Source organism: Paracoccus aurantiacus, assembly GCF_007993065.1.
In the GTDB taxonomy this organism is placed as follows: Bacteria; Pseudomonadota; Alphaproteobacteria; order Rhodobacterales; family Rhodobacteraceae; genus Paracoccus; species Paracoccus aurantiacus.
On sequence record NZ_VOPL01000004.1, the window covers coordinates 340,032 to 364,662 of the forward strand.

General features: G+C 62.3%; 24 protein-coding genes and 1 tRNA gene. 9 read left to right on the forward strand and 16 right to left on the reverse strand.

What is annotated here, in order from left to right; genetic code table 11:
• Positions 1-55: 55 nt before the first annotated feature.
• From FQV27_RS12275 to FQV27_RS12285, 3 genes are all read right to left on the reverse strand, one after another.
• On the reverse strand, positions 56-1,210 hold the full coding sequence (locus tag FQV27_RS12275; protein ID WP_147098862.1) for an SPFH domain-containing protein: 1,155 nt from the start codon (positions 1,208-1,210) through the stop codon (positions 56-58).
• Positions 1,211-1,392: 182 nt separating this feature from the next.
• Complete coding sequence (locus FQV27_RS12280) at positions 1,393-2,385, reverse strand: DUF2927 domain-containing protein (protein ID WP_246133089.1); 993 nt, start codon at positions 2,383-2,385, stop codon at positions 1,393-1,395.
• 65 nt (positions 2,386-2,450) lie between these two features.
• Positions 2,451-3,632, reverse strand: a complete 1,182-nt coding sequence (locus FQV27_RS12285; RefSeq protein WP_147098864.1) for a toxic anion resistance protein — start codon at positions 3,630-3,632, stop codon at positions 2,451-2,453.
• A 299-nt stretch (positions 3,633-3,931) separates the two neighbouring features.
• Here FQV27_RS12285 and FQV27_RS12290 point away from each other — a divergent pair, with 299 nt between their 5' ends.
• Positions 3,932-4,369 (forward strand): MerR family transcriptional regulator, encoded by a 438-nt coding sequence (locus tag FQV27_RS12290; RefSeq protein WP_147098866.1) that lies wholly within the window; start codon positions 3,932-3,934, stop codon positions 4,367-4,369.
• Positions 4,314-5,432 carry an MFS transporter gene (locus FQV27_RS12295; RefSeq protein ID WP_147098868.1) on the forward strand — a complete coding sequence of 373 codons (1,119 nt, stop codon included), beginning with the start codon at positions 4,314-4,316 and terminating at the stop codon, positions 5,430-5,432. The genes FQV27_RS12290 and FQV27_RS12295 overlap by 56 nt, the downstream gene beginning before the upstream one ends.
• A 68-nt stretch (positions 5,433-5,500) precedes the next feature.
• Here FQV27_RS12295 and FQV27_RS12300 read toward each other — a convergent pair whose 3' ends face one another.
• From FQV27_RS12300 to FQV27_RS12325, 7 genes are all read right to left on the reverse strand, one after another.
• On the reverse strand, positions 5,501-7,687 hold the full coding sequence (locus tag FQV27_RS12300) for a 3-hydroxyacyl-CoA dehydrogenase NAD-binding domain-containing protein (RefSeq protein WP_147098870.1): 2,187 nt from the start codon (positions 7,685-7,687) through the stop codon (positions 5,501-5,503).
• 14 nt (positions 7,688-7,701) lie between these two features.
• A complete protein-coding gene (locus tag FQV27_RS12305; RefSeq protein ID WP_147098872.1) occupies positions 7,702-8,913 on the reverse strand; it encodes an acetyl-CoA C-acetyltransferase in 1,212 nt (403 codons plus the stop codon).
• An 11-nt stretch (positions 8,914-8,924) separates the two neighbouring features.
• The gene (locus FQV27_RS12310; protein WP_147098874.1) at positions 8,925-9,551 is read right to left on the reverse strand and encodes a glutathione S-transferase family protein; all 627 of its coding nucleotides are present in this window, start codon (positions 9,549-9,551) and stop codon (positions 8,925-8,927) included.
• A 90-nt stretch (positions 9,552-9,641) separates the two neighbouring features.
• Positions 9,642-9,770 carry a hypothetical protein gene (locus FQV27_RS19280; RefSeq protein ID WP_281290024.1) on the reverse strand — a complete coding sequence of 43 codons (129 nt, stop codon included), beginning with the start codon at positions 9,768-9,770 and terminating at the stop codon, positions 9,642-9,644.
• 47 nt (positions 9,771-9,817) lie between these two features.
• The gene (locus tag FQV27_RS12315) at positions 9,818-11,593 is read right to left on the reverse strand and encodes an acyl-CoA dehydrogenase C-terminal domain-containing protein (RefSeq protein ID WP_147098876.1); all 1,776 of its coding nucleotides are present in this window, start codon (positions 11,591-11,593) and stop codon (positions 9,818-9,820) included.
• A 35-nt stretch (positions 11,594-11,628) separates the two neighbouring features.
• A complete protein-coding gene (locus FQV27_RS12320; protein WP_147098880.1) occupies positions 11,629-12,015 on the reverse strand; it encodes a MerR family transcriptional regulator in 387 nt (128 codons plus the stop codon).
• A 143-nt stretch (positions 12,016-12,158) separates the two neighbouring features.
• Positions 12,159-12,539, reverse strand: a complete 381-nt coding sequence (locus FQV27_RS12325) for a MerR family transcriptional regulator (protein ID WP_147098883.1) — start codon at positions 12,537-12,539, stop codon at positions 12,159-12,161.
• Between the two features lie 140 nt (positions 12,540-12,679).
• Between FQV27_RS12325 and FQV27_RS12330 the strand changes: the two genes are divergently transcribed.
• Genes FQV27_RS12330 through FQV27_RS12340 form a run of 3 tightly spaced genes read left to right on the forward strand, consistent with a single transcriptional unit; the run spans position 12,680 to position 14,934 of the window.
• On the forward strand, positions 12,680-13,120 hold the full coding sequence (locus FQV27_RS12330; protein ID WP_147098887.1) for a PaaI family thioesterase: 441 nt from the start codon (positions 12,680-12,682) through the stop codon (positions 13,118-13,120).
• A gap of 1 nt (position 13,121) precedes the next feature.
• Positions 13,122-13,622, forward strand: a complete 501-nt coding sequence (locus FQV27_RS12335) for a PaaI family thioesterase (RefSeq protein ID WP_147098891.1) — start codon at positions 13,122-13,124, stop codon at positions 13,620-13,622.
• Positions 13,623-13,629: 7 nt separating this feature from the next.
• Entirely contained in the window at positions 13,630-14,934 is a 1,305-nt protein-coding gene (locus FQV27_RS12340) for an MATE family efflux transporter (RefSeq protein ID WP_147098894.1), read from the forward strand.
• Positions 14,935-14,956: 22 nt separating this feature from the next.
• On the opposite strand, the gene hemF is transcribed toward FQV27_RS12340, so the two are convergent.
• Positions 14,957-15,820, reverse strand: a complete 864-nt coding sequence (hemF, locus tag FQV27_RS12345) for an oxygen-dependent coproporphyrinogen oxidase (protein ID WP_147098896.1) — start codon at positions 15,818-15,820, stop codon at positions 14,957-14,959.
• A gap of 186 nt (positions 15,821-16,006) precedes the next feature.
• Between hemF and FQV27_RS12350 the strand changes: the two genes are divergently transcribed.
• The gene (locus tag FQV27_RS12350) at positions 16,007-16,417 is read left to right on the forward strand and encodes a hypothetical protein (RefSeq protein ID WP_147098898.1); all 411 of its coding nucleotides are present in this window, start codon (positions 16,007-16,009) and stop codon (positions 16,415-16,417) included.
• A 4-nt stretch (positions 16,418-16,421) separates the two neighbouring features.
• Here FQV27_RS12350 and FQV27_RS12355 read toward each other — a convergent pair whose 3' ends face one another.
• From FQV27_RS12355 to clpS, 3 genes are read right to left on the reverse strand one after another with little or no spacing between them, the layout of a single operon-like run.
• On the reverse strand, positions 16,422-17,225 hold the full coding sequence (locus FQV27_RS12355; RefSeq protein ID WP_147098900.1) for an SDR family NAD(P)-dependent oxidoreductase: 804 nt from the start codon (positions 17,223-17,225) through the stop codon (positions 16,422-16,424).
• Positions 17,222-18,205: a class I SAM-dependent methyltransferase gene (locus FQV27_RS12360; protein ID WP_147098904.1), complete on the reverse strand. Its 984-nt coding sequence runs from the start codon at positions 18,203-18,205 to the stop codon at positions 17,222-17,224. Before FQV27_RS12360 ends, FQV27_RS12355 begins: the two co-directional genes overlap by 4 nt.
• A gap of 3 nt (positions 18,206-18,208) precedes the next feature.
• Positions 18,209-18,526 (reverse strand): ATP-dependent Clp protease adapter ClpS, encoded by a 318-nt coding sequence (gene clpS / locus FQV27_RS12365; protein ID WP_147098906.1) that lies wholly within the window; start codon positions 18,524-18,526, stop codon positions 18,209-18,211.
• Between the two features lie 221 nt (positions 18,527-18,747).
• Between clpS and FQV27_RS12370 the strand changes: the two genes are divergently transcribed.
• Positions 18,748-20,397: a D-alanyl-D-alanine carboxypeptidase family protein gene (locus FQV27_RS12370; RefSeq protein WP_281290025.1), complete on the forward strand. Its 1,650-nt coding sequence runs from the start codon at positions 18,748-18,750 to the stop codon at positions 20,395-20,397.
• A 113-nt stretch (positions 20,398-20,510) separates the two neighbouring features.
• Here FQV27_RS12370 and FQV27_RS12375 read toward each other — a convergent pair whose 3' ends face one another.
• Entirely contained in the window at positions 20,511-21,500 is a 990-nt protein-coding gene (locus FQV27_RS12375) for a 2-hydroxyacid dehydrogenase (RefSeq protein ID WP_147098907.1), read from the reverse strand.
• A gap of 389 nt (positions 21,501-21,889) precedes the next feature.
• Between FQV27_RS12375 and FQV27_RS12380 the strand changes: the two genes are divergently transcribed.
• On the forward strand, positions 21,890-22,462 hold the full coding sequence (locus FQV27_RS12380; protein ID WP_147099012.1) for an SH3 domain-containing protein: 573 nt from the start codon (positions 21,890-21,892) through the stop codon (positions 22,460-22,462).
• 255 nt (positions 22,463-22,717) lie between these two features.
• Positions 22,718-22,792 (forward strand) — tRNA-Thr (locus tag FQV27_RS12385).
• A gap of 486 nt (positions 22,793-23,278) precedes the next feature.
• Here FQV27_RS12385 and FQV27_RS12390 read toward each other — a convergent pair.
• The gene (locus FQV27_RS12390; RefSeq protein ID WP_147098910.1) at positions 23,279-24,475 is read right to left on the reverse strand and encodes a winged helix-turn-helix domain-containing protein; all 1,197 of its coding nucleotides are present in this window, start codon (positions 24,473-24,475) and stop codon (positions 23,279-23,281) included.
• Between the last annotated feature and the right edge of the window lie 156 nt (positions 24,476-24,631).

Consider the following 24,631-nt stretch of genomic DNA (forward strand, 5'->3'; position numbering starts at 1 on the left):
GGGGCGGGCTTTCGCAGCCGGGCAATATCGCGCCTTGCCCGGCTGCGAATTCAGTTCAGGCTTCGCCGGGTGCCGCGTTCGGAAGCGGCGGCGGGGGCGGCGAGATGGTGAAAAGCTGCGCCAGTTCCGCGACCTCATCCGCAGGCTTCCAGCCGTCCTGTCCCGGCGTCCAGACAAGTGTGTCACGGGTGAAGCTGCCCTCCTTGGCAAGCCGACCCAGATGACCGCGCCCGAATGGCCCATCGGTTTCGCCATTGCTGGCGATATGCCAGACCGTTTCGCCCCGCGTGCCGGGCAATGGCGGCGGCAGCGCAGCTGAAGCCTGATGCTGGGGGTTTTGCGCAGGGATCTGACCCCAGGGACCGCGCTGAGCGGCCATCCCCATGCCCATTGCCGCGCCGATACCGGCCCCGAATCCGGCACCCGCACCGCCATTATTCTGCGACGCGTTCAGCATCGCCTCGGCCTGCGCGTATTGTCCGAAACGGTCAAGATCACCGACGATGCCCATCGAGGTTCGCTTATCCAGCATTGCCTCAACTTCGTCTGGCAAGCTTATATTTTCGATATAGAATTCAGGGATCGTGAGGCCGTAATTCGCGACGGTCGGGGCGATTGCCTTGGCGACCATCTTGCCAAGCTGATCGGTGTTCGCGGCCATATCCAGAACCGGAATCCCGCTTGACGCAATCATGCGCGAAAATTCCTGCACGATGATGTTGCGAAGCTGGAAGGTGATCTCGTCGCTGGTGAATTCGCCATCAGTGCCGACGATCTCGGCCATGAATTTGGCCGGGTCGCTGACGCGCATGGAATAGGTGCCGAAGGCGCGGATGCGGACCGGGCCAAATTCCGGGTCGCGCGCGATGATCGGGTTCTTCGTTCCCCATTTCAGGTCGTTGAAGCGTGTCGTGTTGACGAAATAGATCTCGGACTTGAAGGGCGATTTGAAGCCATGATCCCAATGCTGAAGCGAGGTCAGGATCGGCATGTTGTTGGTTTCAAGGATATAAAGCCCCGGGCCGAACACATCGGCGATCTGGCCTTCATGGACGAAAACGGCCGACTGCCCCTCGCGCACGGTTAGCTTGGCGCCGTATTTTATCGCATGTCCCTGACGTTCAAAGCGCCAGACCATCGTATCGCGGGTATCGTCTGTCCATTCGATGACATCGATGAATTCGCCCGAAAGGAAATCGAACAGGGCCATGGGTTTCTCCGTGATATTACGCTTTCGGATCAATCCGCGAAATCGGTTGCGGTTCCGGGTTGAAGTGTAGCGGCGCGTGGCGGCCTTGTGGAAGGATATAGTTGTCTTGCAACTGGTCGCATGCGACCCGCCCCACCTTGCGGGTTGTCAAAGCCATGATCCCCGAAGTCCCGCGACACCCATCAGGGCACCAGTTCCTCGGCGATCTGGCGCACCACAGATGTCGCCGCCTCGGCATTCATTCCGGGTTGAAGCCGCCTGTCATACAGCATTTGAAGCAACAACGAATCGTGGCGCGTCAGAAGCGCGAATTCCTCGTCATCATTGAAGATCGACGGGCGCGCGGTCGGGCTGTCATTGGCCAGCCCCATGCCTTGGGCAAGCTCCTCGTGGATGCAGGAACTGCGCAAGCGGGGCGGCAATTCGGCGCGGATAATCGCGACAGCTTCGGAATAAACCGGGCTGTCACCGACGGAATAAGCGAAGACGGTGCAATAATTCTGCGGCGGCAAGGACTGAATCGCTTCAACGTCATTGGCGGGGATGCCCGGCACGACGCTTGTCAGGCGCGGGCCGATCTTGCGGCGCTCATCTTCGCTCAGGAACATGACCGTGAAATTCCCGCTGCCGGGCGTCGCCGCAATATCGTGACCGGTCAGCGCGGCGAGGCGCTCGGCGAAGCCCTGCACCTCTGCGCGGTCGCGCGTGCGTGTCGCCGGGGGGACAGATGCCCCGAATTCTACCGCGATCCGCACCGGCTGCGTCCAACGACGCAAGCGCGATGGCCGGGCATCGGGGACCAGATCGGCGCCATCGCGGCTGTATTCGTCGTAAAGCGCGATATTCACGAAATCCTGTGCAAGCTGCTCGGGCGTGAGGGAAATTGCGGTGCCGTCATCGCTGCGCAGCAACCCGCGTGCGGTCAGCATATCCTCGACCCCGACGAAATAGCCGTGCATCGTCTGGCTGGCCGGTGTGCTGGATGCGCGCTCGGCGGTGCGCGCCTGATCGGTCGCTCGCTTGGCGCGCGCGGCCCGCAACGCGGAATTCGGACGCGGTGGCGGTGCAGCGGCAAGGGGATTGGGCGCGGGTTCGGCGACCGGCGGCGGCTGTTGAGGGGCATCGGTTTTGCGGCCGATATCCGAACAGGCCGACAGCGCGAGCAGCCCGAGCAACGCCAAAACCCCCGGCACCTTAGGGCCGGGGGCAATCCTGCTGTTCAGGTGGTATGGCGCGCGCGTCAGGATTTCGGGGCCTGCCTTTCAACTTGATGCTGCGCGCCGCGAGAGGCGGCAAGCGTCCGGCGCAGTTCGTCTTCCATGCGCAGCAGTTCGTCCTCGGCGGCAGCGCGCCGCGCCTTACCTTCATCGGCGATGCGCAGGCTGTCCTCGATCGTGGCAATCAGTTCCGCATTTGCCGTTCGAACCGATTCGACGTCGAAGACACCACGCTCCATTTCTGTGCGGATCTGGGCATTCGCTTCGCGCAGGTTCCTGGCATTCGCGGTCAGCAATTCATTGGTCAGATCGGTCGCGTCCCTGACAGCACCGGCCGCCTGCGCCGAGCGCTGGATCGTCACCGCCTGCGCAAACTGCGTTTCCCAAAGCGGAACCGTGTTCACCAGCGTCGAATTGATTTTCGTCACCAGCGATTTATCGTTTTCCTGCACAAGCCGGATTGAGGGCAGCGACTGCATTGTCACCTGCCGGGTCAGCTTGAGATCATGCACCCGGCGTTCAAGGTCGTCGCGGGTCGTGCGCAGATCGCGAAGTTCCTGCGCCTCCATCACCTGACCGTCGGCGGGGCTGGCCTGCACCTCGGCCTCTTTCGCGGGGATGGTGTTTTCATCAAGTTCACGCAGCTTCGCCTCACCAGCGGCGATGTAAAGCGCAAGTTCGTCATAGAAATTCAGCGTCCGGTCATACAGCACGTCAAGCGACTTGATGTCCTTCAGAAGCTGATGCTCGTGGGTCATCAGATCCTCGGTGATCTTGTCGATCTGGCCCTGCACATCCTCGTAATTCGCGACGAAACGGGCGAATGGCGCGGTGCGGCCAAGCAGTTTTTCCCACCAGCTGCGCTCGCGACGCATGTCCAGTTCGCTGATCGAGAAGCCGCGGATCGTGGTCACGATATTGCGCAGCGAATCGCCGGCCGGGCCGACATCCTTGTTCTTCACATCGGCCAGCATCTGCTGACTGATCTCCTGCAATTCGTTCTGCGCGCGACTTCCGAAATTGACGATGGAACCGGTGTCGCGCAGATTTATTTCGTCCATACGGCGGCGAATCTGGTCTGCGATGGGCTGCGGCGCTTCTTCAAGTGCGACGACCTGATCCTGCGGCTCTGGCAGAACGACCGCTGTCACCTCCTCGACCTGAGACTGCGAGGCCTCGGCGGCGCGTTGGGTATCGGTCGTCATGGTCTTCCTTCCTTGCGACTGGCGCGGTCTGTTGCGGCGCAGAATAGGCCGAATTTACGCCTGTTCAACAGCATAGGGGTACGAAAGTTCCGGGCTGTTTGTCCTGTCGCCTGTTCCGCCACGGCAATGCCGCAATAGCGCGCACAGCGAGCAGGAACTGGCGTGGCGGCGCGATTGGGCGACGATTGTGGGAACAGAGGCACCCGACCGGCATCCCGCGTTCAAGATCCATAAGGGATTCGGCGTTGACATTGACACTAGTGTCAATGTCCTAGGCCTGTCCGGGAAAGGGAAATGCGATGAAAATCAACGAAGCGGCCACCGAACTCGGGATCAGCCCGCGCATCCTGCGCCATTACGAAAATGCTGGCCTGATCATGCCGTCACGGGACGCGAACGGCTATCGCAGTTACGCGCCAGCCGATCTGCGCCGCGCGGGTCGTATTCGCGACATGATCGCGACCGGCTTCTCGACGCGTGAAATCCTGGCGATGGCACCCTGTCTGACGGATGAGGGCGCAGGCGCCTGCACAGCAGGGCTTGCCGACCTTGAGCACAAGCTTGACCAGATGGACCGGCTCATTGCGGATCTGCGGGACCGCCGTCAGGCCACGCTGGACCGGATCGACAGTTTTCGCCGCACCCTTTCGCCAAGTTCTGACGAAAGGGAAAAATCCGGACATGACCTTCAAGACCCTTACCCTGTTTCTGATCGCCTTTCTGGTGGGAAGCGATGAATTCCTGCTCGGCCCGATCCTTACGCCCATCGGCGCGGATCTGGGCGTCGCGCCAGAGCGTGTAACCCTGTTCATCGGCGCATATGCGCTGCCGCTGGCGCTGTTTGCGCCCCTGCTCGGCGGGTTATCGGACCGGATCGGGCGGCAGGCTGTGATCCTGCCCTCGGTTGCGATATTCGCCCTCGGCTCGCTCGGGACAGCGGTATCGGGCAGTTTTTCGACGGCGATTGCGACGCGCGCCATAACCGGGCTGGGTGCGGCGGGCATGCTGCCCGTTGCCTTTGCGCTGGCTGCCGACAGCCGACCTGACCGGCGCATGGCCAATATCGCTGCCGTGCAGGCAGGCCTGACCTCGGGTATCATCCTCGCGCCGCTTTACGGTGCGGTCATGACAGACGCTTTCGGCTGGCACTCCGCATTTCTCGGCCTCGCGCTTGTCGGTGCGCTGCTGGCACCCGTGACGGGCCGCGTCACAGGCGCGGGCGCCGCGCCCGGCACCAATGCCGGCCAGGGCAAGCTGCTGGTGCCGGGCGCAGTGCCTGCAATCCTTGCGATGGGACTGGGACTGGGCGGCGCGATCGGGATCTATGCGCTGGCGGGCGAACGGATTCGTGATCTGAACGCGATAAGCACGCGCGAGGTCGGGTTAGTCTATGCTGGCTTCGGCCTGCTTACGTTAATGGGCAATCTGGCGATGCCGCGGCTTATTCCGCATGTCCGCGATGGGCGGCAATTGATGCTTCTGTGCATGGCAGGTGTGATGCTGGCGATAGCGGCGCTGTTCTTAATGCCGGTCGGGCTGGTTGGGGGCTGCCTTCTCATGGCGGTATGGGCCTTTCTGGGCGGGCTCGGCGCGCCGGGCCTGCAGGCCTATCTTGCCGGGTTGTCCGAAAAACATCGCGGGGCGCTGATGGCTCTTGGATCAAGCGCGATGAATCTGGGGGTCGCACTATGGTCCGGGGTCGCGGCGCTACTTTTCGCAAGATCTGCGGGATTTGTTGCGGCACTGGCAGTTCTGCTTATCGGCGCAGCACTGATCGCGCTTTATCGTCGCGCCGATTGAGTTGCCCCTGAAACAAACGGACCCGGACGTGCATCCGGGTCCGTCAGGCTTTCCCAGGCGGGGTCGCCTCAGGCGGCTTTTTTCTGCCCACCGAAGCGGCCATAGAAGCTTTCGCCCTTCCCGGCCATGTCGCGCAGCAGGGCCGGGGCCGTGAAGCGTTCGCCATATTCTGCGGTCAGGTGATCGCAGATTTCAACCGCGCGGGCAGCGCCCATCATGTCCAGCCAGCTGAACGGACCGCCCGACCACGGCGCAAAACCCCAGCCGAGGATCGCGCCGACATCGCCTTCGCGGATGTCTTCCAGCACGCCTTCTTCCAATGCGCGAACGGCTTCCAGCACTTGCGCGAACATCAGACGATGCTGCACTTCCGTCAGTTCAGGCTGCTCGGCCGCCTCGGGATATTTGGCGTCAAGCCCGTCCCAAAGGCCCTGCCGCTTGCCCTTGTCGTCATAGGCATAGAAGCCCGAATTCGACTTGCGACCCAGACGGCCCTCATCCGCCATCCAGAACAGCACCTCGTCCACGGCGCCATCGGGATAGGCATCGCCCATTGCGGCCTTCGTCGCCTTGGCGATCTTGACGCCCAGATCAATCGAAGTTTCGTCCACCAGTTGAAGCGGACCCAGCGGCATGCCCATCATCTTGGCGGCGTTTTCGATCAGCACCGGGTTCACGCCTTCGGCAACCATCCGCATCCCTTCGTTGAGATAGGGGATGATGCAGCGGTTGGCATAGAAGAAGCGCGCGTCGTTCACCACGATGGGCGTCTTGCGGATCTGGCGCACGAAATCCAGCGCCTTGGCCACCGCCCGTTGGCCGGTCTGTTTGCCCTTGATAATCTCCACCAGCAGCATCTTGTCGACGGGGCTGAAGAAGTGGATGCCGATGAACTGTTCGGGACGCGAGGACGCCTTCGCCAGTTCCGTGATCGGCAGGGTCGAGGTATTGGTCGCGAAGATCGCCGTATCGGGGATCACCGCTTCGGCTTTCTTCGTCACCTCGGCCTTGACGCCGGGGTCTTCGAACACGGCCTCGACGATCAGGTCGCAGCCTTCAAGCGCGGCATAATCCGTGGTCGCGGTGATGCGGCCCAGAACTTCGGCCTTCTTCTCCTCGGTCACCTTCTTGCGGCTGATGCCCTTGTCGAGGATGCCTTCCGAGTAAGCCTTGCCCTTGTCAGCCGATTCCTGCTTGGCGTCGATCAGCACCACCTCGATCCCGGCATTGGCGCTGACATAGGCGATGCCTGCACCCATCATGCCGGCCCCAAGGATGCCGACCTTCTTGACCTTTTCATCGGGCACATCGGGGCGGTTCGCGCCTTTTTCCAGTGCTTCCTTGTTGATGAACAGGCTGCGGATCATCGCGCCTGACGAGGGGTTCATCAGCACATTGGTGAACCAGCGGGCTTCGATTTTCAGCGCCTGATCGAAGGGCACCTGCGCGCCTTCGTAAACTGCACTCAGCAGGGCCTTGGCTGCCGGATAGACGCCAAGCGTCTTGCCGTGAACCATTGCATTCGCCCCGACGAAAGTCATGAAACCAGCCGGGTGATAGGGCTCGCCGCCGGGCATCTTGTAACCCTTGGCGTCCCAGGGCTTGACGATATCGGTGTCCTTGGCGTTCAGCACCCATTCGCGAGCGGCTGCCACAGGATCGGCCACGACTTCGTCAATGATGCCGGCCGCTTTCGCCTTGGCCGGATCGTTCAGCTTGCCTTCCAGCAGCAGCGGGGCAGCTGCCATCGCGCCCAGCTTGCGCACCAGCCGCGTCGTGCCGCCGGCGCCGGGGAAGATGCCGACCATGATTTCCGGCAGGCCGATCTTGGCCTTGGGGTTCTCGGCGGCAAAGATGCGATGCGTGGACAAAGGCAGTTCCAGCCCGATGCCAAGCGCGGTGCCGGGCAGGGCGGCCGCAATCGGCTTGCCGCCCTTCAGTGTCTTCGGGTCCATGCCCGCGCGCTCGATCTTGCGCAGCATGGTGTGCAATTGCATCACCAGCCCGAAGATCGCCTCGGCGCCGCCGGATTCCTTCATACCGCCCAGCACGTTCAGGTCCATACCTGCGGCAAAATCGGGCTTGCCGCTGGTGATGACGATGCCTTTGACGGCGTCATCGGCAAGGGCGTCGTCGATCAGCCCGTCCAACTCGCGGATGCCGTTTTCCGACAGCACGTTCATGGATTTGCCCGGCACATCCCAGGTTATGATGGCGACGCCGTCGGCGTCTTTCCTCATGGTGAAATCGGTCATATCCGGTGCCTCCCTTACACGCGCTCGATAATCGTGGCCGCACCCATGCCGGATGCAATGCACAAGGTGGCAAGACCCACGTTCAGGTCGCGACGCTCAAGCTCATCCAGCAGGGTGCCGATGATGATGGCGCCGGTGGCCCCCAACGGGTGACCCATAGCGATGGAACCGCCATTGACGTTCACCAGTGCCGGATCGACCTGGAAGGCCTGCATAAAGCGCAGCACAACGGATGCAAAGGCTTCGTTCACCTCGAACAGGTCGATATCCTTGATGGACATGCCGCTGTCGGCAAGGATCTTTTCGGTCACCGGAACCGGGCCGGTCAGCATGATCGTCGGATCGGTGCCGATCTTGGCCGTGGCGCGGATGCGGGCGCGGGGTTTCAGGCCGAACTGTTCGCCGAATTCCTTGTTGCCGATCAGGACGCCCGCCGCGCCGTCCACGATGCCCGAGGAGTTGCCGGCGTGGTGGATGTGATTGATCTCGGACAGATGCGGGTATTTCAGCATCGCCACCTTGTCGAAGCCGGGCATGACCTCGCCCATATCCTTGAAGCTTGCTTTCAGCTTGCCAAGGTCTTCGACCGTGGTGCCGGGGCGCATGTATTCGTCGCGGTCCAGAATGGTCAGGCCGTTCTGGTCCTTCACCGGCACGATGGATTTGGCAAAGCGGTTATCGGCCCAGGCTTCCGCCGCGCGGCGCTGCGATTCCACCGCCAGCGCGTCGGCATCTTCGCGGGTGAAACCGTATTCGGTCGCGATAATGTCGGCGCTGATGCCCTGCGGAACGAAATAGGTTTTCATGGCAAGCGAGGGGTCCACGGCAATCGCCGCCCCGTCGCTGCCCATCGGCACGCGGCCCATCATCTCGACCCCGCCGGCGATATAGGCATTGCCTGCACCACCCTTGACCTGATTGGCGGCCAGATTCACGGCCTCCATGCCCGATGCGCAGAAGCGGTTGATCGCCAGACCGGGGATCGATTCGTCCAGATCCGACGCCAGCACCGCGGAACGAGCCAGGCAGCCGCCCTGTTCCTTGACCTGCGTGACATTGCCCAGAATGACATCCTCGACTGCGTGGCCTTCAAGGTTGTTGCGGTCCTTCAGCGCGTTCAGGATGCCCGCCGAAAGCGCCAGCGAGGTGACTTCGTGCAGGCTGCCATCGGGGCGGCCCTTTCCGCGCGGGGTGCGCACGGCGTCATAGATAAAGGCGTCAGACATGGTTCCTCCTGTCAGGCCCGGTCGGATGGATTGCCGGGCATCAGATCGTATGGGTGTTTCCAGCCGGGCAGGGCGGCGATGCCGTCCAGCCAGCGGTCGATATTGGGCCAGTCGGCACGATCGAAGCCGAAGGGTTCCGGGTAAAAAAGATAGCCGCAGCAGGCCGCATCAGCGATGGTGAACGTATCGTCAGCCACCCAGTTACGTCCCGTCAGATGGGTGTCGAGCGTTCTATAGGTCGACTTCAGCCGCGCTTTCAGAAAGTCGATCGCGGCTTGCGGGCGCTTGTCCTCGGGGATGAAGTTCTGCAGGAAACGCGCGGTGCCGACCTGCCCGGACAGCTTGTGATTGTCGAACATGATCCAGCGCAGCACTTCGTTACGGTCGCGGCCAAGGAATTTCCGGGTTTTTTCCGCGACATGCAGCTGGATCACCGCCGATTGGGTCAGTGTCAGATCACCCTCGCGGAAGACGGGTACCTCGCCCATTTCGTTGATCTCGCGGAATTCGGGGCTGCGGGTCTCGCCGTTGAAGAAATCGACATAGACCGGCTGCCAGTCATAGCCGGCCAGCTCCATGGTCAGCGCGGCCTTATAGGCGTTGCCACTTTCACCGAAGCAGTAAAGCTGTGCAGTCATTCCCCTCAACTCCTTCCACACCGGGGGCTTCGCGCCCCCGGACCCCCTCGGGATATTTCCGTAAGAAGAAAGGAGTGGTTTAACCTTTCTTCAACCGCTCTCCTCTAGAAACGTACTTGCGGTACAGGCTGGGAAGCCGATGACCGCTGAAGGAGAAAGCCCCGGCTTGTGCGCCTTGCCTTTGGCCGCGCATGGGCCGGGGCCGCTTTTCTTCTTCATCAATATATCCCTGCCGGAGGCATTCTGCCGTGCCGCCAGGGACGCGATCAGAACTGCTCGGCGTCCAGTGCCATGACGGGATCGGCACCGCTTTCGATGCGGGCCAGATGGGCCGCCGTCGCCGGAAGCTGGCGCTTCATATAGTAACGCCCGGTCGCCAGCTTGGTGTTCAGGAAGGTCGCGTCGCCCTTGCCTTCATCCAGCTGTTTCTGCGCGGCAACCGCCATCTGCGCCCACATGAAGCCCAGAACGGTATGTCCGAACAGGTGCATGAAGTCGTAAGACCCGGCAAGCGCGTGGTTCGGGTTCTTCATGCCGTTCTGCATGAAGAACATCGCCGCCGCCTGAAGATCCTTCGACGCAGCTTTCAGCGGATCGAGAAAATCGGCCTTGAGCGCCTCGTTGCCTTCGTTTTCCTTGATGAACGACTTCACCGTCTCGAAGAAGGCCATGACCGGCTTGCCGCCGTCTGCGGCCAGCTTGCGGCCGACCAGATCCAGCGCCTGTACGCCGTTCGCACCTTCATAGATCATGGTGATGCGGGCGTCGCGGACGAACTGGCTCATCCCGTGTTCTTCGATATAGCCGTGCCCGCCGAAGACCTGCTGTGCGTTGACAGCAGTGTCAAAGCCCTTGTCGGTCAGGAAGCCCTTGATGACCGGCGTCAGAAGCGAGATCAGCCCTTCCGCATCGGCCTGACCGGCATGGGCGCGGTCGATCTGATGCGCGCCCCAGAAGGCCAGCATCCGGGCGCCTTCAAGGAAGCTTTTCTGATCCATCAGGTTGCGGCGGATATCGGGATGAACGATCAGCGGATCGGCCGGACCCTTCGGGTTTTCCGCGCCTGTTACGGCACGGCCCTGCAGGCGGTCCTTGGCGTAGGCCACGGCGTTCTGATAGGCGGCCTCGCCGATGGCATAGCCTTGCAGGCCGACGCCCAGACGGGCCTCGTTCATCATGGTGAACATGGCGCGCATGCCCTTGTGCAGGTCGCCCAGCAACCAGCCCTTGGCGCCGTCATAGTTCATCACGCAGGTCGAGTTGCCGTGGATGCCCATCTTTTCTTCGATATTGCCGACGCTGACCGCGTTGCGGTCGCCAAGGCTGCCATCTTCGTTCACCAGAAACTTCGGCACGATGAACAGCGAGATGCCCTTGGTGCTTTCGCCGCCGCCCGGTGCCTTGGCCAGCACCAGATGGATGACGTTATCGGCCATGTCGTGATCGCCGGCCGAGATGAAGATCTTCTGCCCGGTGATCAGATAGCTGCCATCGTCCTGCGGTTCAGCCTTCGTGCGCAGCATGCCCAGATCGGTGCCGGCATGGGGTTCCGTCAGGTTCATGGTGCCCGTCCAGTCGCAGGTGACCATCTTCGGCAGATAGGTCTGCTTCTGTTCTTCGGTGCCATGCGTATGAATGGCCGAATAGGCACCGTGGGTCAGGCCCTGATACATGTTGAAGGCCATGTTTGCGGACACGAAAATCTCGCCCGTGGCCAGACCCATCAAATAGGGCATGCCCTGACCGCCATATTCCGGGTCGCAGTCAAGCGCGGTCCAGCCGCCCTCTTTCATCTGATCGAACGCCTCTTTGAAGCCCTTGGGCGTGCGCACCACGCCGTTTTCCAGAACGCAGCCGTCGTGGTCGCCAACTGTGTTCAGGGGCGTCAGCACGTCGGTCGCGAGCTTGCCTGCGGCATCCAGCACGGCTTCGGTAAAGTCGCGGTCAAGTTCGTCATGGCCGGGCAAGCCCGAGGCGGAAACATCCAGCACATCATGCAGAATGAACTGCATATCGCGGACGGGTGCGTTGTAAATCGGCATGGTCGGTCCTGTCGTTGAATTCGTTTCTGATCGGGTCAGGCGTGCTGGCGCTGCGACAGCATCTGCTCGGCCAGCGAGATCTGCTCGGCCAGTTCGGCGATGGCAATCTTCAGCTCTTCCTGCTGGCGCTTCATATCGGCAAGCCGCTCGCGGGATGCCTCGATGGTTGCAGCGATCTGCGTGACATTGTTTTCACGGGGATCGTAAAGCTCCAGCAACTGACGGATATCTTCCAGGCTGAAGCCAAAGCGCTTTCCCTGCAGGATCAGTTTGAGGCGGCCACGATCGCGCCGGTCATACAGGCGGTGCTGTCCACGACGCAGGGGCGAAATCAGCTCGCGTGCCTCGTAGAAGCGCAGTGTGCGCGGGGTCACATCGAATGCGTCGCACATCTGACGGATTGTCATGAGATCATCGCTCATCCGGGCGTCTCCTCAAACGCTGCCGCAGGTCGGCTTGCGGTCAGGCAGAGGATGACTCATGTTGACGCGAACGTAAACTAAAACGCTGCGTCACGACATCATTGCCGGTTAGGTCGCTCAGAGGCTGAGCAGCGCGATCGGGTTCAACCCATCTTGCGCAGTATCTCTGCCGTTTCGTCCCGAAGCGCGCGCAGATCGATGATCGCGTTTTCGATGTCTTCCTTCTGACTGGCCAGCAATGCGAGCTGTCGGTTCGCCTTGTCGATCCAGACCTCGTATTGTTCTCGGTCGCCCTTCTGGTCATAGATTTCCAGCCATTGACGGATTTCTTCCAGGCTGAAACCGAAGCGGCGGCCGCGCAGAATCAGCGTCATGCGCGCGATCTCTCGTCCCCCATAGAATCTTGCGCGCCCATCCTTACGCGGGCTGAGCAGTTCGATATATTCATAATAGCGCAGCGTTCGCGGGGTGACGTCGAAGCGGGCGCACATTTCCTTGAAATTGAGTTCCTCTGAACCGGGCATCGCTGTCCTGCGCATCTACGGGAATAGGGTTACGCTAGACCGGATAGCGAGGCTCCGCAACCGAATGCGCGAGAAATGGCGCTCTTGCCGTGACTGCGCGTGCGGGGCTATCACGATGCGGTGCAAGATGGGGTAGTAAGATGAGCAGCAAGGACGAAATCAGTCCCGAGACGAGGGACCGCATCGCGCGGCAATTTATCGAGGCGATCCCCCATGCGCGTGCGCTTGGCATGACATTGAACAACCTGGATGCTGGCGAGGCAGAAATCTCGATGGCATGGGACGAGGCCTTCGTCGGCGACCCGCGCAGCGGCACCGTTCATGGTGGCGTGATCTCGGCGTTGATGGACACTTGCTGCGGGGCGGCGGTGCTTAGCCATCCAACAGGGCCGCGTTCGACCGCGACCATCGACCTCAGGATCGACTATATGCGCGCGGCGAAACCGGGACAGCGCATATCGGCGCGCGCCACCTGCTATCACGTCACAAGGTCGGTGGCGTTCGTGCGCGCGCAAGCGATGGATGAAGACACGCAAAACCCCGTCGCCACGGCCTCGGGCGCATTCACGCTGGAGCGCTGACATGGCCGACCGCAATGAACCGCTTCAGCAGGTCAAGCTGCGCCGCGACAATGCGCTTCGCGTGCTGATCGAGGGGGTCCCCTATATCCGCTGGATGGGCATCCGTTTTGACCGGCGCGGGGACGAGTTGACCGCGATCATGCCCTTCGACGACAAGCTGATTGGCAATCCGTTCCTGCCTGCGATTCATGGCGGCGCGACTGCAGCCTTTCTTGAAATCGCCGCGATGATCGAGATTTCATGGTCCGCGATGTGGGAGGATCTGGAGGCCGGTCGCATCGCGCCTGATGCCGCCACACCCGAATCCCTGCCGCGTCTGCCGAAGACGATTGACTTCACGGTGGATTACTTGCGCTCGGGTCTGCCGCGCGACGCCTATGCGCGAGCGAAAGTCGTCCGGTCCGGGCGCAGATATGCCAGCGTTCAGGTCGAGGCGTGGCAGGATAACCGCGCGAAGATCTTTGCGCAGGCGACCGCGCATTTCCTGATGCCTCAGGGCTAGGTCGCCCGTGACGAAAGCGGTCACGAACCGGCGCGTGCTGCCGATCGCGCTGCCGATCGTGCTGTCGAACGCAACGATCCCGATCCTGGGTGCCGTCGATACCGGCGTGATCGGCCAACTGGGTGAGGCAGCGCCGATCGGGGCGGTGGGCATGGGCGCGGTCATCCTCGCCTCGATCTACTGGGTATTCGGCTTTCTGCGGATGGGCACATCGGGTCTGGTCGCGCAGGCGCATGGCGCGGGCGACATGGCCGAAGGCGGCGCGCATCTGGTCCGGGCGCTGAGCATTGCCCTTATTGCCGGGTTGGCGCTGATCGTCCTGCACCCGCTGCTGTTTGGGGGCGCATTTTGGCTTGCCCCGGCCAGCCCCGAGGTCGAGAGCCTCGCAAGCCGGTATCTGTCGATACGCATCTGGGGTGCGCCGGCCACGATCGCGCTTTACGCGATCACCGGCTGGCTGATCGCGATGGAGCGGACGCGCGGCGTATTGGCGCTGCAGCTTCTGCAGAACGGGCTGAATGTGGCGCTTGACCTGTGGTTCGTGTTGGGGCTTGGGCTCGGCGTTGGCGGGGTGGCTGCGGCGACGCTGATCGCCGAACTTGCGGGACTTGGCCTGGGCCTGTGGCTGTGCCGGTCCGCGCTGCGGGCAGCCGTTCACAAGGCAGGGCTTTTCGCGCGCGACAAGCTGATACGGCTGGCAAGGGTCAATACGGACATCATGATCCGTTCGATTCTGCTGCAAGGCTCGTTCACGACCTTCATGTTCATGGCGGCGGGCGAGGGCGATCTGACGCTGGCGGCAAATCAGGTTCTGCTGCAGTTTCTGGAGATAACGGCCTATGCACTGGACGGATTCGCCTTCGCCGCCGAAACGCTGGTCGGGCAGGCAATCGGCGCGCAGAGGCGCGATCTTCTGCGGCGCTCTGTCATTGTATCCTCGCGTTGGGCGGTTGGCGGCGCGCTGCTGCTGAGCGTCCTTTTCCTGGCGTTCGGCCCGATGCTCATCGACCTGCTGACCACCTCGCCCGAGGTGCGGGTCGAAGCGCGGCGCTATCTGCCCTGGCTGGTTGTCGCACCCGCCATCGGGATCGCTAGCTGGATGTTCGACGGCATCTTCATCGGCGCGACGCTGACACACCGGATGCGACGCGCGATGATCGAGTCGGTGGCGATCTACGCGGCTGCGCTGCTGGTTCTGCCGGGCCTTCTTGGCAATGCCGGGCTTTGGGCGTCGCTGATGCTGCTGAACACGGTTCGCGCCCTGACCATGGCGCGTTTCTACCCAGAGGTCGAATCCTCCGCCGACGGATGAAGGCCAGCCCTTGACCGGGTGTTCAGACCCATTTCGCCAGCGGTGGCAGGCTCATCAGCACGGCATCGGCATTGTGGCCTGTCTCCAGCCCGAATTTCGTGCCGCGGTCATAGACGAGGTTATATTCCGCATAGAGCCCGCGATGGATCAGCTGGGCATCCTTGTCGGCCTCATCCCAGTCATGTGTCATGCGGGCCTCGGCCAGTGGAAGAAAGGCGGGAAGGAAGGCTTCACCCACGGCACGGGTGAACGCGAAATCGGCCCGCCAGTCGCCGGTATTCAGATCGTCATAGAATATCCCGCCGACGCCGCGCGCACGCCCGCGATGGGGGATGAAGAAATACTCGTCTGCCCATGCCTTGAAGCGAGCGTAATAGGACGCGTCATGCGGAGCGCAGGCATCCTGTAGCGTTGCGTGAAAATGTGCCGTATCTTCAGCATATTCAAGGCAAGGGTTCAGGTCAGCGCCGCCCCCGAACCACCACGCGCCCGGCGTCCAGAACATGCGCGTATTCATGTGAACGGCGGGCGAATGCGGGTTCTGCATATGCGCAACGAGGCTGATACCCGAGGCCCAGAAGCGCGGATCATCCTTCATTCCCGGCACACCGCGCGCGGCCATTGCGGCCTGCGCGCGCGGTTGCAGCGTCCCGTGGACCTCGGACCAGTTGACGCCGACCTTCTCGAAGACACGTCCGCCGCGCATCACCGACATGATCCCGCCGCCGCCGTTTCCGGCCCGTTCTGTCGGCGTGACCTCGAACCGTCCGGACGGCTGGTCGCCGGGACCGCGATCCTCAAGCGCCTCGAAGGCGGTGGTGATACGATCGCGCAGCGTGCGAAACCAGTCAGCGGCTTCGCGGCGTTCGGCGGTCATCTCAGTCATATTGCTCACCTTCGGTATCCGGTGCCCGGGTTGCGCTGTGCTATGCGCGCTGTCCGACTTAAAGGCGGCGCTGCCTGCCCGCAACTGCCGGCCTGCGGGGTGCGGCGATCTGCCCCGCAAGTGAAAGTTGAATTGCCGCTGCCAGCGACGACCGCTAGGCTGCGTTCAGTCAATGCCGAGGTCAGCATGTTTCGTCAGATTGCCCTTCTCGTCCCACTGTCGCTGCTTGCGGCCTGCGGCACCCCGCAGGAGCGCTGCATAAGCGGCAACACGCGCGAATATCGCACCCTGCGCGGCCTTCTGGCCGAGAGCGAGGGCAATCTGGCGCGCGGATATGCCTGGGAGGAACGTCAGGTTGTCAGGGCCGAGCTGGGTTTCTGCCGCCGGCCCGTCCGCGACCGCGAAGGCGATATCCGCTTTGTCGAATACAGCTGCTGGCGCGATGTCGTCGATACCGAGCGGTACCGCGTCCCCATCGACCCCGCCGCCGAGAAGCGCAAGCGCGATTATCTTGCCGGGAAACTTAACACCGAAACAGAGCGCGCGCGCCAGGTCGTCTCGGCATGCCGCAGCGCCTATCCAGAGGATGACGGCTGATCTGTCAGAAGATCGCAGCCTGCACCGGGTCAAGAAGGCTGCGCCCGCCATCGACATTGATGATCTGTCCCGTCACGAAGCTGGCCCCGTCGCCGACGAGATACAGCACGGCATCGGCCAGTTCCTCGGATTCCGCGATGCGGCCCATCGGGGTGCCCTTGATGATGCCGTCCCTCAGGCCCGGATCGTCCTTCAATGTCGCTTTCAGCTCAGTCGTCATGACAGAGCCGAAGGCGACCGAGTTCACGCGGATGCGGTGCGGCGCCAGTGCCAGTGCCATCGCGCGCGTGGCCTGATCCTGCGCCGCAGAGGCGATGGAATAGGCCAGCAGGTCGGGGTGGGGACGCTGCGCAGCAAGCGTCGTCAGATTGACGATCGCGCCCGCCATTTCGGTGCTGTCGCTTTCCTTCGACTGCTGGATCATGCGCTTGGCCACGAGTTGCGACATGCGCAACCCCGCCAGCAGGTTCTGGCGCAGCATCTCCTCCAGATCAGCCTCGCTGCATTCAAGCGGATTATTGCGCTTCACCAGCCGATGCGCATTCACCAGAATGTCCACGCGGTCGAATGCGTCGAGCGTCGCGGAAAGCAGGTTCGCCATCGACAGACGCTGGGACATGTCGGCGCAGAAGCTTCTGGCGCGCGGATCCTCGCCGAAACGATCCATTTCGTTATCAAGCGATGCTTCGTCGCAATCGGCGAACATCACATTTGCGCCCCGTTCGAACAGGGCGCGCGCCACTGCCAGACCGACGCCGCGACCGGCCCCGGTGACAATGGCAGTCTTGCCAGAGACGGAATTGCTCATTTCACTCTCCTGTTCCGCGCGCCGGATGCTGTCAGGATCTTGAAGCGATTATCCCCGCCGATCTCTGACATTTCGGCAAAGTGACGCGCAAGTTCTGCTTCATAGGGCAGGTGGCGGTTGGCAACCATCCACAACCGGCCGGCTCCGGTCAGAAGCGACGCTGCGGCACCGATGAAGGCGCTGCCCAGACCGGGATCGGCGGCACGTCCCTGATGAAATGGCGGATTCATGATGACCCCGTTCACCGGCTCTGTCAGCCGGAAGCTGCGGGCATCAGCCCAATGAAAACGGGCGCGCGCGTCGTCTATATTTGCCTTCGCGCAGTCAAGCGCCGTCAGCTCGGCCTCGACCAGATGCAGCTGATCGACGCCCTGCCGCTTCAGGATCTGCGCTGATAGCCACCCCCATCCAGCGCCGAGATCGACAATACGCGTCGGCAGTTTCGCCGGTAACGCATCCGCCAGCGCCTGAGAGCCGGGGTCGATTTTCGCGGCGGAAAACACGCCGGGACGTGTGATGAATCCGGGTGCGACCTCGATTTCTGCCCCCGCCCAGTCTGCGGGGATTGCCGATGGGTCCTCGACACGGGCGATCTTGCCATGGGCTTTCGAGTGAAGATCAGATATTCCACCGAGAGTTTTGATTTCCTTAAGGATTGACTCGATCCCGTCGGTCTTCTGCCCGTCGATCCAAAGCGCGCCGCCCGGTCCAAGATGGGCGGCTGCCTGCGCGATCCGGGCTTTCGCGGCATCGCGTGCGCGGGGCAAGGTCACAAGAATTGTGTCGAATTCGCCGTTGATCTGCGTCGCGACATCGAACCCGCGCGCCTTCAGGGCGCCGTGATGCTGCGCCATCGTCTCGACGATCAGCGTTTCAGCCTTGTCGAATGGTGTCAGATCCTCGGCCCCGTCTGCGCCAATGACCAGCATGCGCCCCGTCGCACCGTCCGGGAAGGCGAGTTCCAGCCGCGGAGTTCGCATGAGCTATTCTTTTTCCATCGTGCATTGCAGCGGATGCTGCTGGCGTCGCGCCAGTTCCATCACCTGCGCGACCTTCGTTTCTGCAACCTCGTGCGAGAAAACGCCAACGACCGCAATTCCCTTGCGGTGGACCGTCAGCATGATTTCCATGGCCTGTGCATGGGTCATCGCGAACAGCCTTTCAAGCACATGAACAACGAACTCCATCGGTGTGAAGTCGTCATTCAGAAGCAGCACCTTATACATCGGCGGACGCTGCGTCTTGGTGCGCGGTTTAACGGCGAGGTCGGTCTCCTCGCGGTGGACGGGATCCTGGGGCATGGCGGTCGATATCGGGTGAAGCTGACTGTTAGGCGCAAATATAAGGCGTTTCATCGCGAATGTAACCCCGGCAGATAAAGCGGTTTCCGGCCGAGCAAGTCGCGCGGATGTGAAAATACGTCAAATGCAAGGTTCCCGCACCGGAATCTCTGTGCTATTGTCAGAAAATTAACGACGGTCTGCTAAAAAATGGACCGCAACAGGCAGAAGAGATCGAGACAGTGACCAGATTCCGCACGTTGTTCCGCGCAGGACTGCTGACGTTTTTCGCGTTCCTGATTCCCCTCGCAGCGCAGGCCGCGCCCTTCGCGGCATTTGTCATGGACGGCCGAACAGGCAAGCAGATCCATGCGCAGAATGCCGATACAAGGCTGCATCCGGCTTCGCTTACCAAGATGATGACGCTCTATATGGCGTTTACCGCGATCGAACGTGGGCAGGTGCGTCTGGATACGCGCTTTACCGTGTCCTCGCGCGCCGCGGCCGAACCGCCTTCGCGTCTGGGCCTCAGGGCCGGCCAGCAGATCGAGCTGCGCTATCTGATCCGCGCGGCTGCGGTGAAATCCGCCAATGACGCGGCAACCGTGATCGGCGAGAACCTTGCCGGATCGGTGCCGCAATTCGCGGCCCAGATGACCGGCATGGCGCAAGCGCTCGGCATGCGGAATACCCAGTTCCGCAACGCCAACGGGCTGACGGAATCCGGGCACTTCTCGACTGCGCGCGATATGACGACGCTCGGCCGTCGTCTGTTCTATGATTTCCCGCAATATTACTCGATCTTCTCGCGCCGTTCCGCAGATGCCGGGATCGCGACGGTTCGATCGACGAACCGGACCTTTCTTGACAACTATGCCGGCGCTGACGGGATCAAGACGGGATATACCCGCGCCGCTGGCTTCAACCTCACCGCCTCGGCGCAGCGGGGGTCCAAGCGCATAATCGCAACGGTTCTGGGCGGCACCTCGACCGCGCAGCGCAACGCGGTCATGGCACAGCTTCTGGATATGGGCTTTGGCAAGGCGCCGACGCGGGTGAAGGAAATAAAGCCCGCCCCGCCGCAATATATCGTCGAGCACAAGTCGAGCCGTAAGGTTACGGTCGCTGCGGCACAAAAAAGTTCCGCCAGGCCGACGGCCAAGGCTGCTGTGCCGGCTTCCGTCGCCAAGGCGTCTGTTGCTTCGAAAAGCCTCAATTCGGCATTGAACGAGGCGATGGCCCTCGCGGCGAGCGAGCCGCCCGCACGGCAGCCAACTGGCGCTGAGCAAAGCAGCGCCGGTGTTCGGCTGGCCAGCAGCGCCCGACCGCCCGGTCGCCCCGGCGGTCGTGCCAGCGCGGCGGATGAGGCAGTCAAGACGGCGCTTGCCGATACTGCGCCCGCTGCGTCGTCGGTCAGCGGCGGGCTTTCGGTATCGGCGCGTCCGGTCGCGGCACCGCGCGGCCGCGCGGTCGCCACGCAGACGGCTGCCGCCGCAAGCACGGCAAATATCGTTCCAGCAGCCGCGTCCGATGATCTTGCGCTCGAGGCTTCGCCGAAGCCGCAGCGCCGCTCCGAAACGGTCATCGTTGGCGAGGGCGGCGGCTCGGGTCCAGAGCGCAAGCCTACCGAAAAGGTCGCGCGTGCTTCATCCTCGGGTGGGCAGGCATGGGGGGTTTCGCTTGGCCGATACAGAAACCGCGATCAGGCCGACGAGCGGCTGATCCAGGTTGCCATGCAGGAATCCGACGCGCTTGACGGTGCGCTCCGCCACATCCGTGAATCCTCCAAGGGCTATGAGGCGACTTTTGTCGGGTTGTCCCAATCCGCCGCCGCAAAGGCCTGCGCGAATCTGAGCGCGCAGGATCAGCGCTGTGACGTGACCGCGCCGTAGCGCGCCGTTATCTGACTACCACTCAAAATGACGAAAGCCACGCCCCACGGCGTGGCTTTTTCGCTTCTGTGAAGATCTGCAGGATCAGGCGCCGATAAGGTGCAACAGGCGCGTCACAGCATGTCGGGAAGCACAAGGTCGGCGGGCCGCTCGTCACGGCTGAAACTCTCGATATTGTCGATGACCTTTTCGCCCATCTCGATCCGGCCTTCCAGCGTTGCGCTGCCCATATGCGGCAAAAGCATGACATTCGGCAGGTTTCGCAGCCTGGGATTGGCTTCTTGTCCGTGTTCATACACGTCCAGGCCGGCGCCGGCGATTTCGCCCGCGCGCAACATCCGTGTCAGGGCATTCTCGTCGATCACTTCGCCACGCGATGTGTTGATGACCACCGCGCTCGGCTTCAGCAGCTTGAGGCGGCGGGCCGACAGCAGATGGAAGGTCGCTGGGGTGTGCGCGGCGTTGACGCTGATGATATCCATCTGCCCCATCATCCAGTCCAGGCTCTCCCACCATTTTGCCGACAGGGCCTGTTCAATGTCTGGGCTCAGGCGCGTCCGGCTGTGATAATGCACTTCCATCCCGAAGGCGCGGGCGCGATGCGCGATCGCCTGTCCGATACGGCCCATCCCGACAATGCCCAGCTTGCGTCCGCCAATGCGCCCGCCCAGAAAGGCCGTTGGCGACCAGCCATCCCACATACCCGACTGCATCACCGCGACGCCCTCGGCCAGTCGTCTGGTTACACCGATGATAAGCGCCATCGCCATATCGGCAGTATCCTCTGTCAGAACGCCCGGCGTGTTGGTCACGGAAATCCCGCGCTCATGCGCCGCGCCCAGGCTGATGTGATCGACGCCCGCGCCGTAATTCGCGATCAGCTTCAATCTGTCCCCGGCCTCGGCCAGCAGATCGGCGTCGATCCGGTCGGACAGGGTGGGCACGATAACATCGCTGTCGCGCATCGCTTCCAACAGTTCGGCGCGGGTAAAGCGATGGTCGTCCTCGTTCAGCGTCACGTCGAAAAGCGCAGCCATACGATCCTGCACAGGATCGGGCAGGCGTCGCGTAACGGCCACACGAAGTCGGGAATCGGTAGTCATGAACGCTTCCTCCCTTTCAAGTCGCCGCGCCTTGGGGCAAATTGCACCTGATAGGGGCACAGGCACAAGACCCCGAAAGCCGCGCAACGTCGCGGCAGAGGCAGGCGGCGCAAGTCGCGGAACAAAACGGCGGCAACGACCGCTATCGAGGGCAGGTAGAGCAGATGGCACATATCTCTCCGTCACTGCGTCGTGCGATTGGCACGGCGAAGCGGAACAGATTCGTACATGGTGGCGAGCGAACCGATCTCGGCGCGATCTGGCGCGGCATCGGCTGGCCTGCCAGGACAGTTCTTGGGGCAGGCGCAGTTGCAATCGCATTCGCGGTCTTCGCGCCGGCGCATGCGCTAAGCAATGATGACGGTGCCACGCCCGAGAATGCGGCAGCGATGACATCGCCGGCAGCGACTGCCAGCAGCGATGCGGCGCCGCCCGCCGCGCCGGTTCAGGCAGCGCTTGCCGAGAGCCCGCGCCCGGCGGCCCGCCCGACGCAGCTGGCCGCCGTTCAGCCTGCCGCGCCGGTCGCGGAGGTCGCGCGCGGCCCGGTCACAAGATTGCCGCTTCCGCGCTTCGTTTCGCTGAAGGGCGATGAAGGGAATGCACGGCGCGGCCCATCGCTTTCGCATCGTATCGACTGGGTCTTCCGTCATGCGGGTATGCCGCTGCGCGTCGTCGGAGAGTTCGGCCACTGGCGCCGGGTCGAGGATCGTGACGGGGCTGGCGGCTGGGTTCATTATCGCCTGCTGTCAGGCGTCCGCACCGCCATCGTGCAAGCGGACATGGTCGAGCTTCGCGCGCGACCGGACCTGAATGCTGGCGTGATCGCGATGGCAGAGGGCGGGGCGATTGTCCGGCTTGGCGAATGCGAGCCGGACTGGTGCCGCATCTCTGGCGGTGGCGCGAAAGGCTGGGTGCCCAAAAGCGCGATCTGGGGTGTCGATGCGGCAGAAGTCCGCGACTGATCGCGACTGGAAATTGCAAGCGAGCGCCGCGGACCTGCCGGTCTGCGGCGCTTTCGTTTCAGCCGTATTGCCCAGGTGCAGATCGGCAAACAGCTTGGTTATCGTCATGTCTCGGGGGCCGCGAGCGTCGCGCTTCCGGGGCAGCAACCGGCAGGAATCCGGCGGCCATTCGCGCGCCCGAAAAACTTGCGAAACCCTCTTGCGAAGCGCGCGCCCCTCGTCTACATCGCCCCCCACGGTCAGAAGATCGCAGGCGCTGCCGTAGCTCAGGGGTAGAGCACTCCCTTGGTAAGGGAGAGGTCGAGAGTTCAAATCTCTCCGGCAGCACCATTTCACCATTCAGACCTGTAAAATCCCTGAAACCTTGAAGGGAAAGTCAGTTCTTATAGTTCCATACCCATTGTTTCGGCGGTATCTCAGAGGCTCTGCGAGGCTGGTCTGAGCATTGTCTGCTGCTCTGAATTATTGAAATTATTGTAAATATTGCAATGTCTTGATGGAAAGCGGAGCGTTCCAAACCATCCCCCTGGCTTGCCAGCTCGGAAGCTCTCTCGTGGCCTTTTCGATCAAAAAGAGTTTCTGCCGCTCCAGAGCGTCGTTCGCTCTTCCAGCTTTGGCGACCGTGCAGTTCTCGGTATCGACCAGACGTCGGGAAGCGCACATAGCGCAATCCCCTGACATTGAGCGCGTAGCCGGATCCGCTTCACCCTGAATATGAGGGAGAACTGGTGTGGATCGTGGGCCCAAGCCAAGACTGACGAAGCAGCATTCCGCAGTGCAGCATCGCGATGCGTGCGCCGGGGCTATCTTCGGCGCTCAGCTTCGCAGCCAGCCGGGTTCGAATTCCATAGAATCCACCCCTGCAAGTGTCGCGACGCGGGCCAGTTCGGATTGCAGACCGGCGCTGCGCGCCTTGCCCATTCGAACACCCTTCTCTGGCCAGAAGGCGCTTGTATTCAGCAGTTTACCCGTTCGCTTCACGTCCATCCTGCCGATCATCCGGTCGCCCTGCATCACCGGAAAGACATAGTAGCCGAAGCGGCGCTGTTCCTCGGGCACGAAAATCTCGATCCGGTAGCTGAAACCGAAAAGCCGTTCGGCGCGGGCGCGGTCGCGAAGTGCCGGATCGAAGGGCGAAAGCAGCCGGACGCGCGCATCTGGCGCTGGCAGAGACGTCGCGCCGTCCAGAATATCAGGCGTGGTGAAGCTGCGACGTCGCGCGCCATTGGCCAGTTCGATATCTGCCTCGACGATCCGGCCTGACGCGAGCGCCGTTGCGCACCACTCGCGCGCTTCGTCGCGGGTGACGATCTCGAAGAACGCGGCGAGTTCGCCGCTGGTCCCGAATCCCAGCCGCTCAAGCGCTGCGCGCATTGCCCAGTCGATGATCTCGACCTCGTCAGGACGGGCAAGACGCTGGTGGTCCGGGATAACGCGCTCGGAAAGGTCATAGAATTTGCGAAAGCCCTCGCGATGGCAGATCGCAAGACGACCCGACCGCCAGAGGAATTCGAGTGCCGCTTTTGATGGGTGCCAATCCCACCAGCCCGACGATCCCTTGGGCTGATCGCCGCGCAGCTCGATCGAGCCTGCGGGACCGTTGTCCGAAATATGGCGCAGCACGTTCTTGATCTCGGCATGCCAGGCTTCGCCTTGCCATTGTGGCCAGCGCTGGCGCATCCGCGCCTCATCCCTCGCGAATTTCACTCGCCACATCGGATAGAACTCCATCGGGATGACCGCGGCATCATGGGTCCAGTGTTCGAAAGCCTTTCGGTCGCGCGCGATCAGCCGGTCTAGCGCCTGCGGGCGATAGCGGCCACGGCGTGACCAGAGGATCAGGTCATGCGCCCGTGCAAGCGTGTTAACGCTGTCCACCTGAACAAAGCCCAGACGATGAAGAACCTCCTCTAGGTCGCGGCCCTTGCCGGTTCCCGGTCCGGGGCGCAGCAGCAGGTGGCGGTCCAGAAATATGCGCCGCGCCAGCTGGTTTTCCACGAAGATACGGCTCATTCGGTGATGCTCTCCTGCAGTTGATGTCCATGTGGAACCCGCATGCGGCACATGCTTGCCCGGTTTCGGCATCGGCGGCAATCTGCCCTGCCGTGGAGCCTGGCGGGTCATCCGCGAATTTCACACCGAACTCACAGGCGGATCGTGACGCGATGT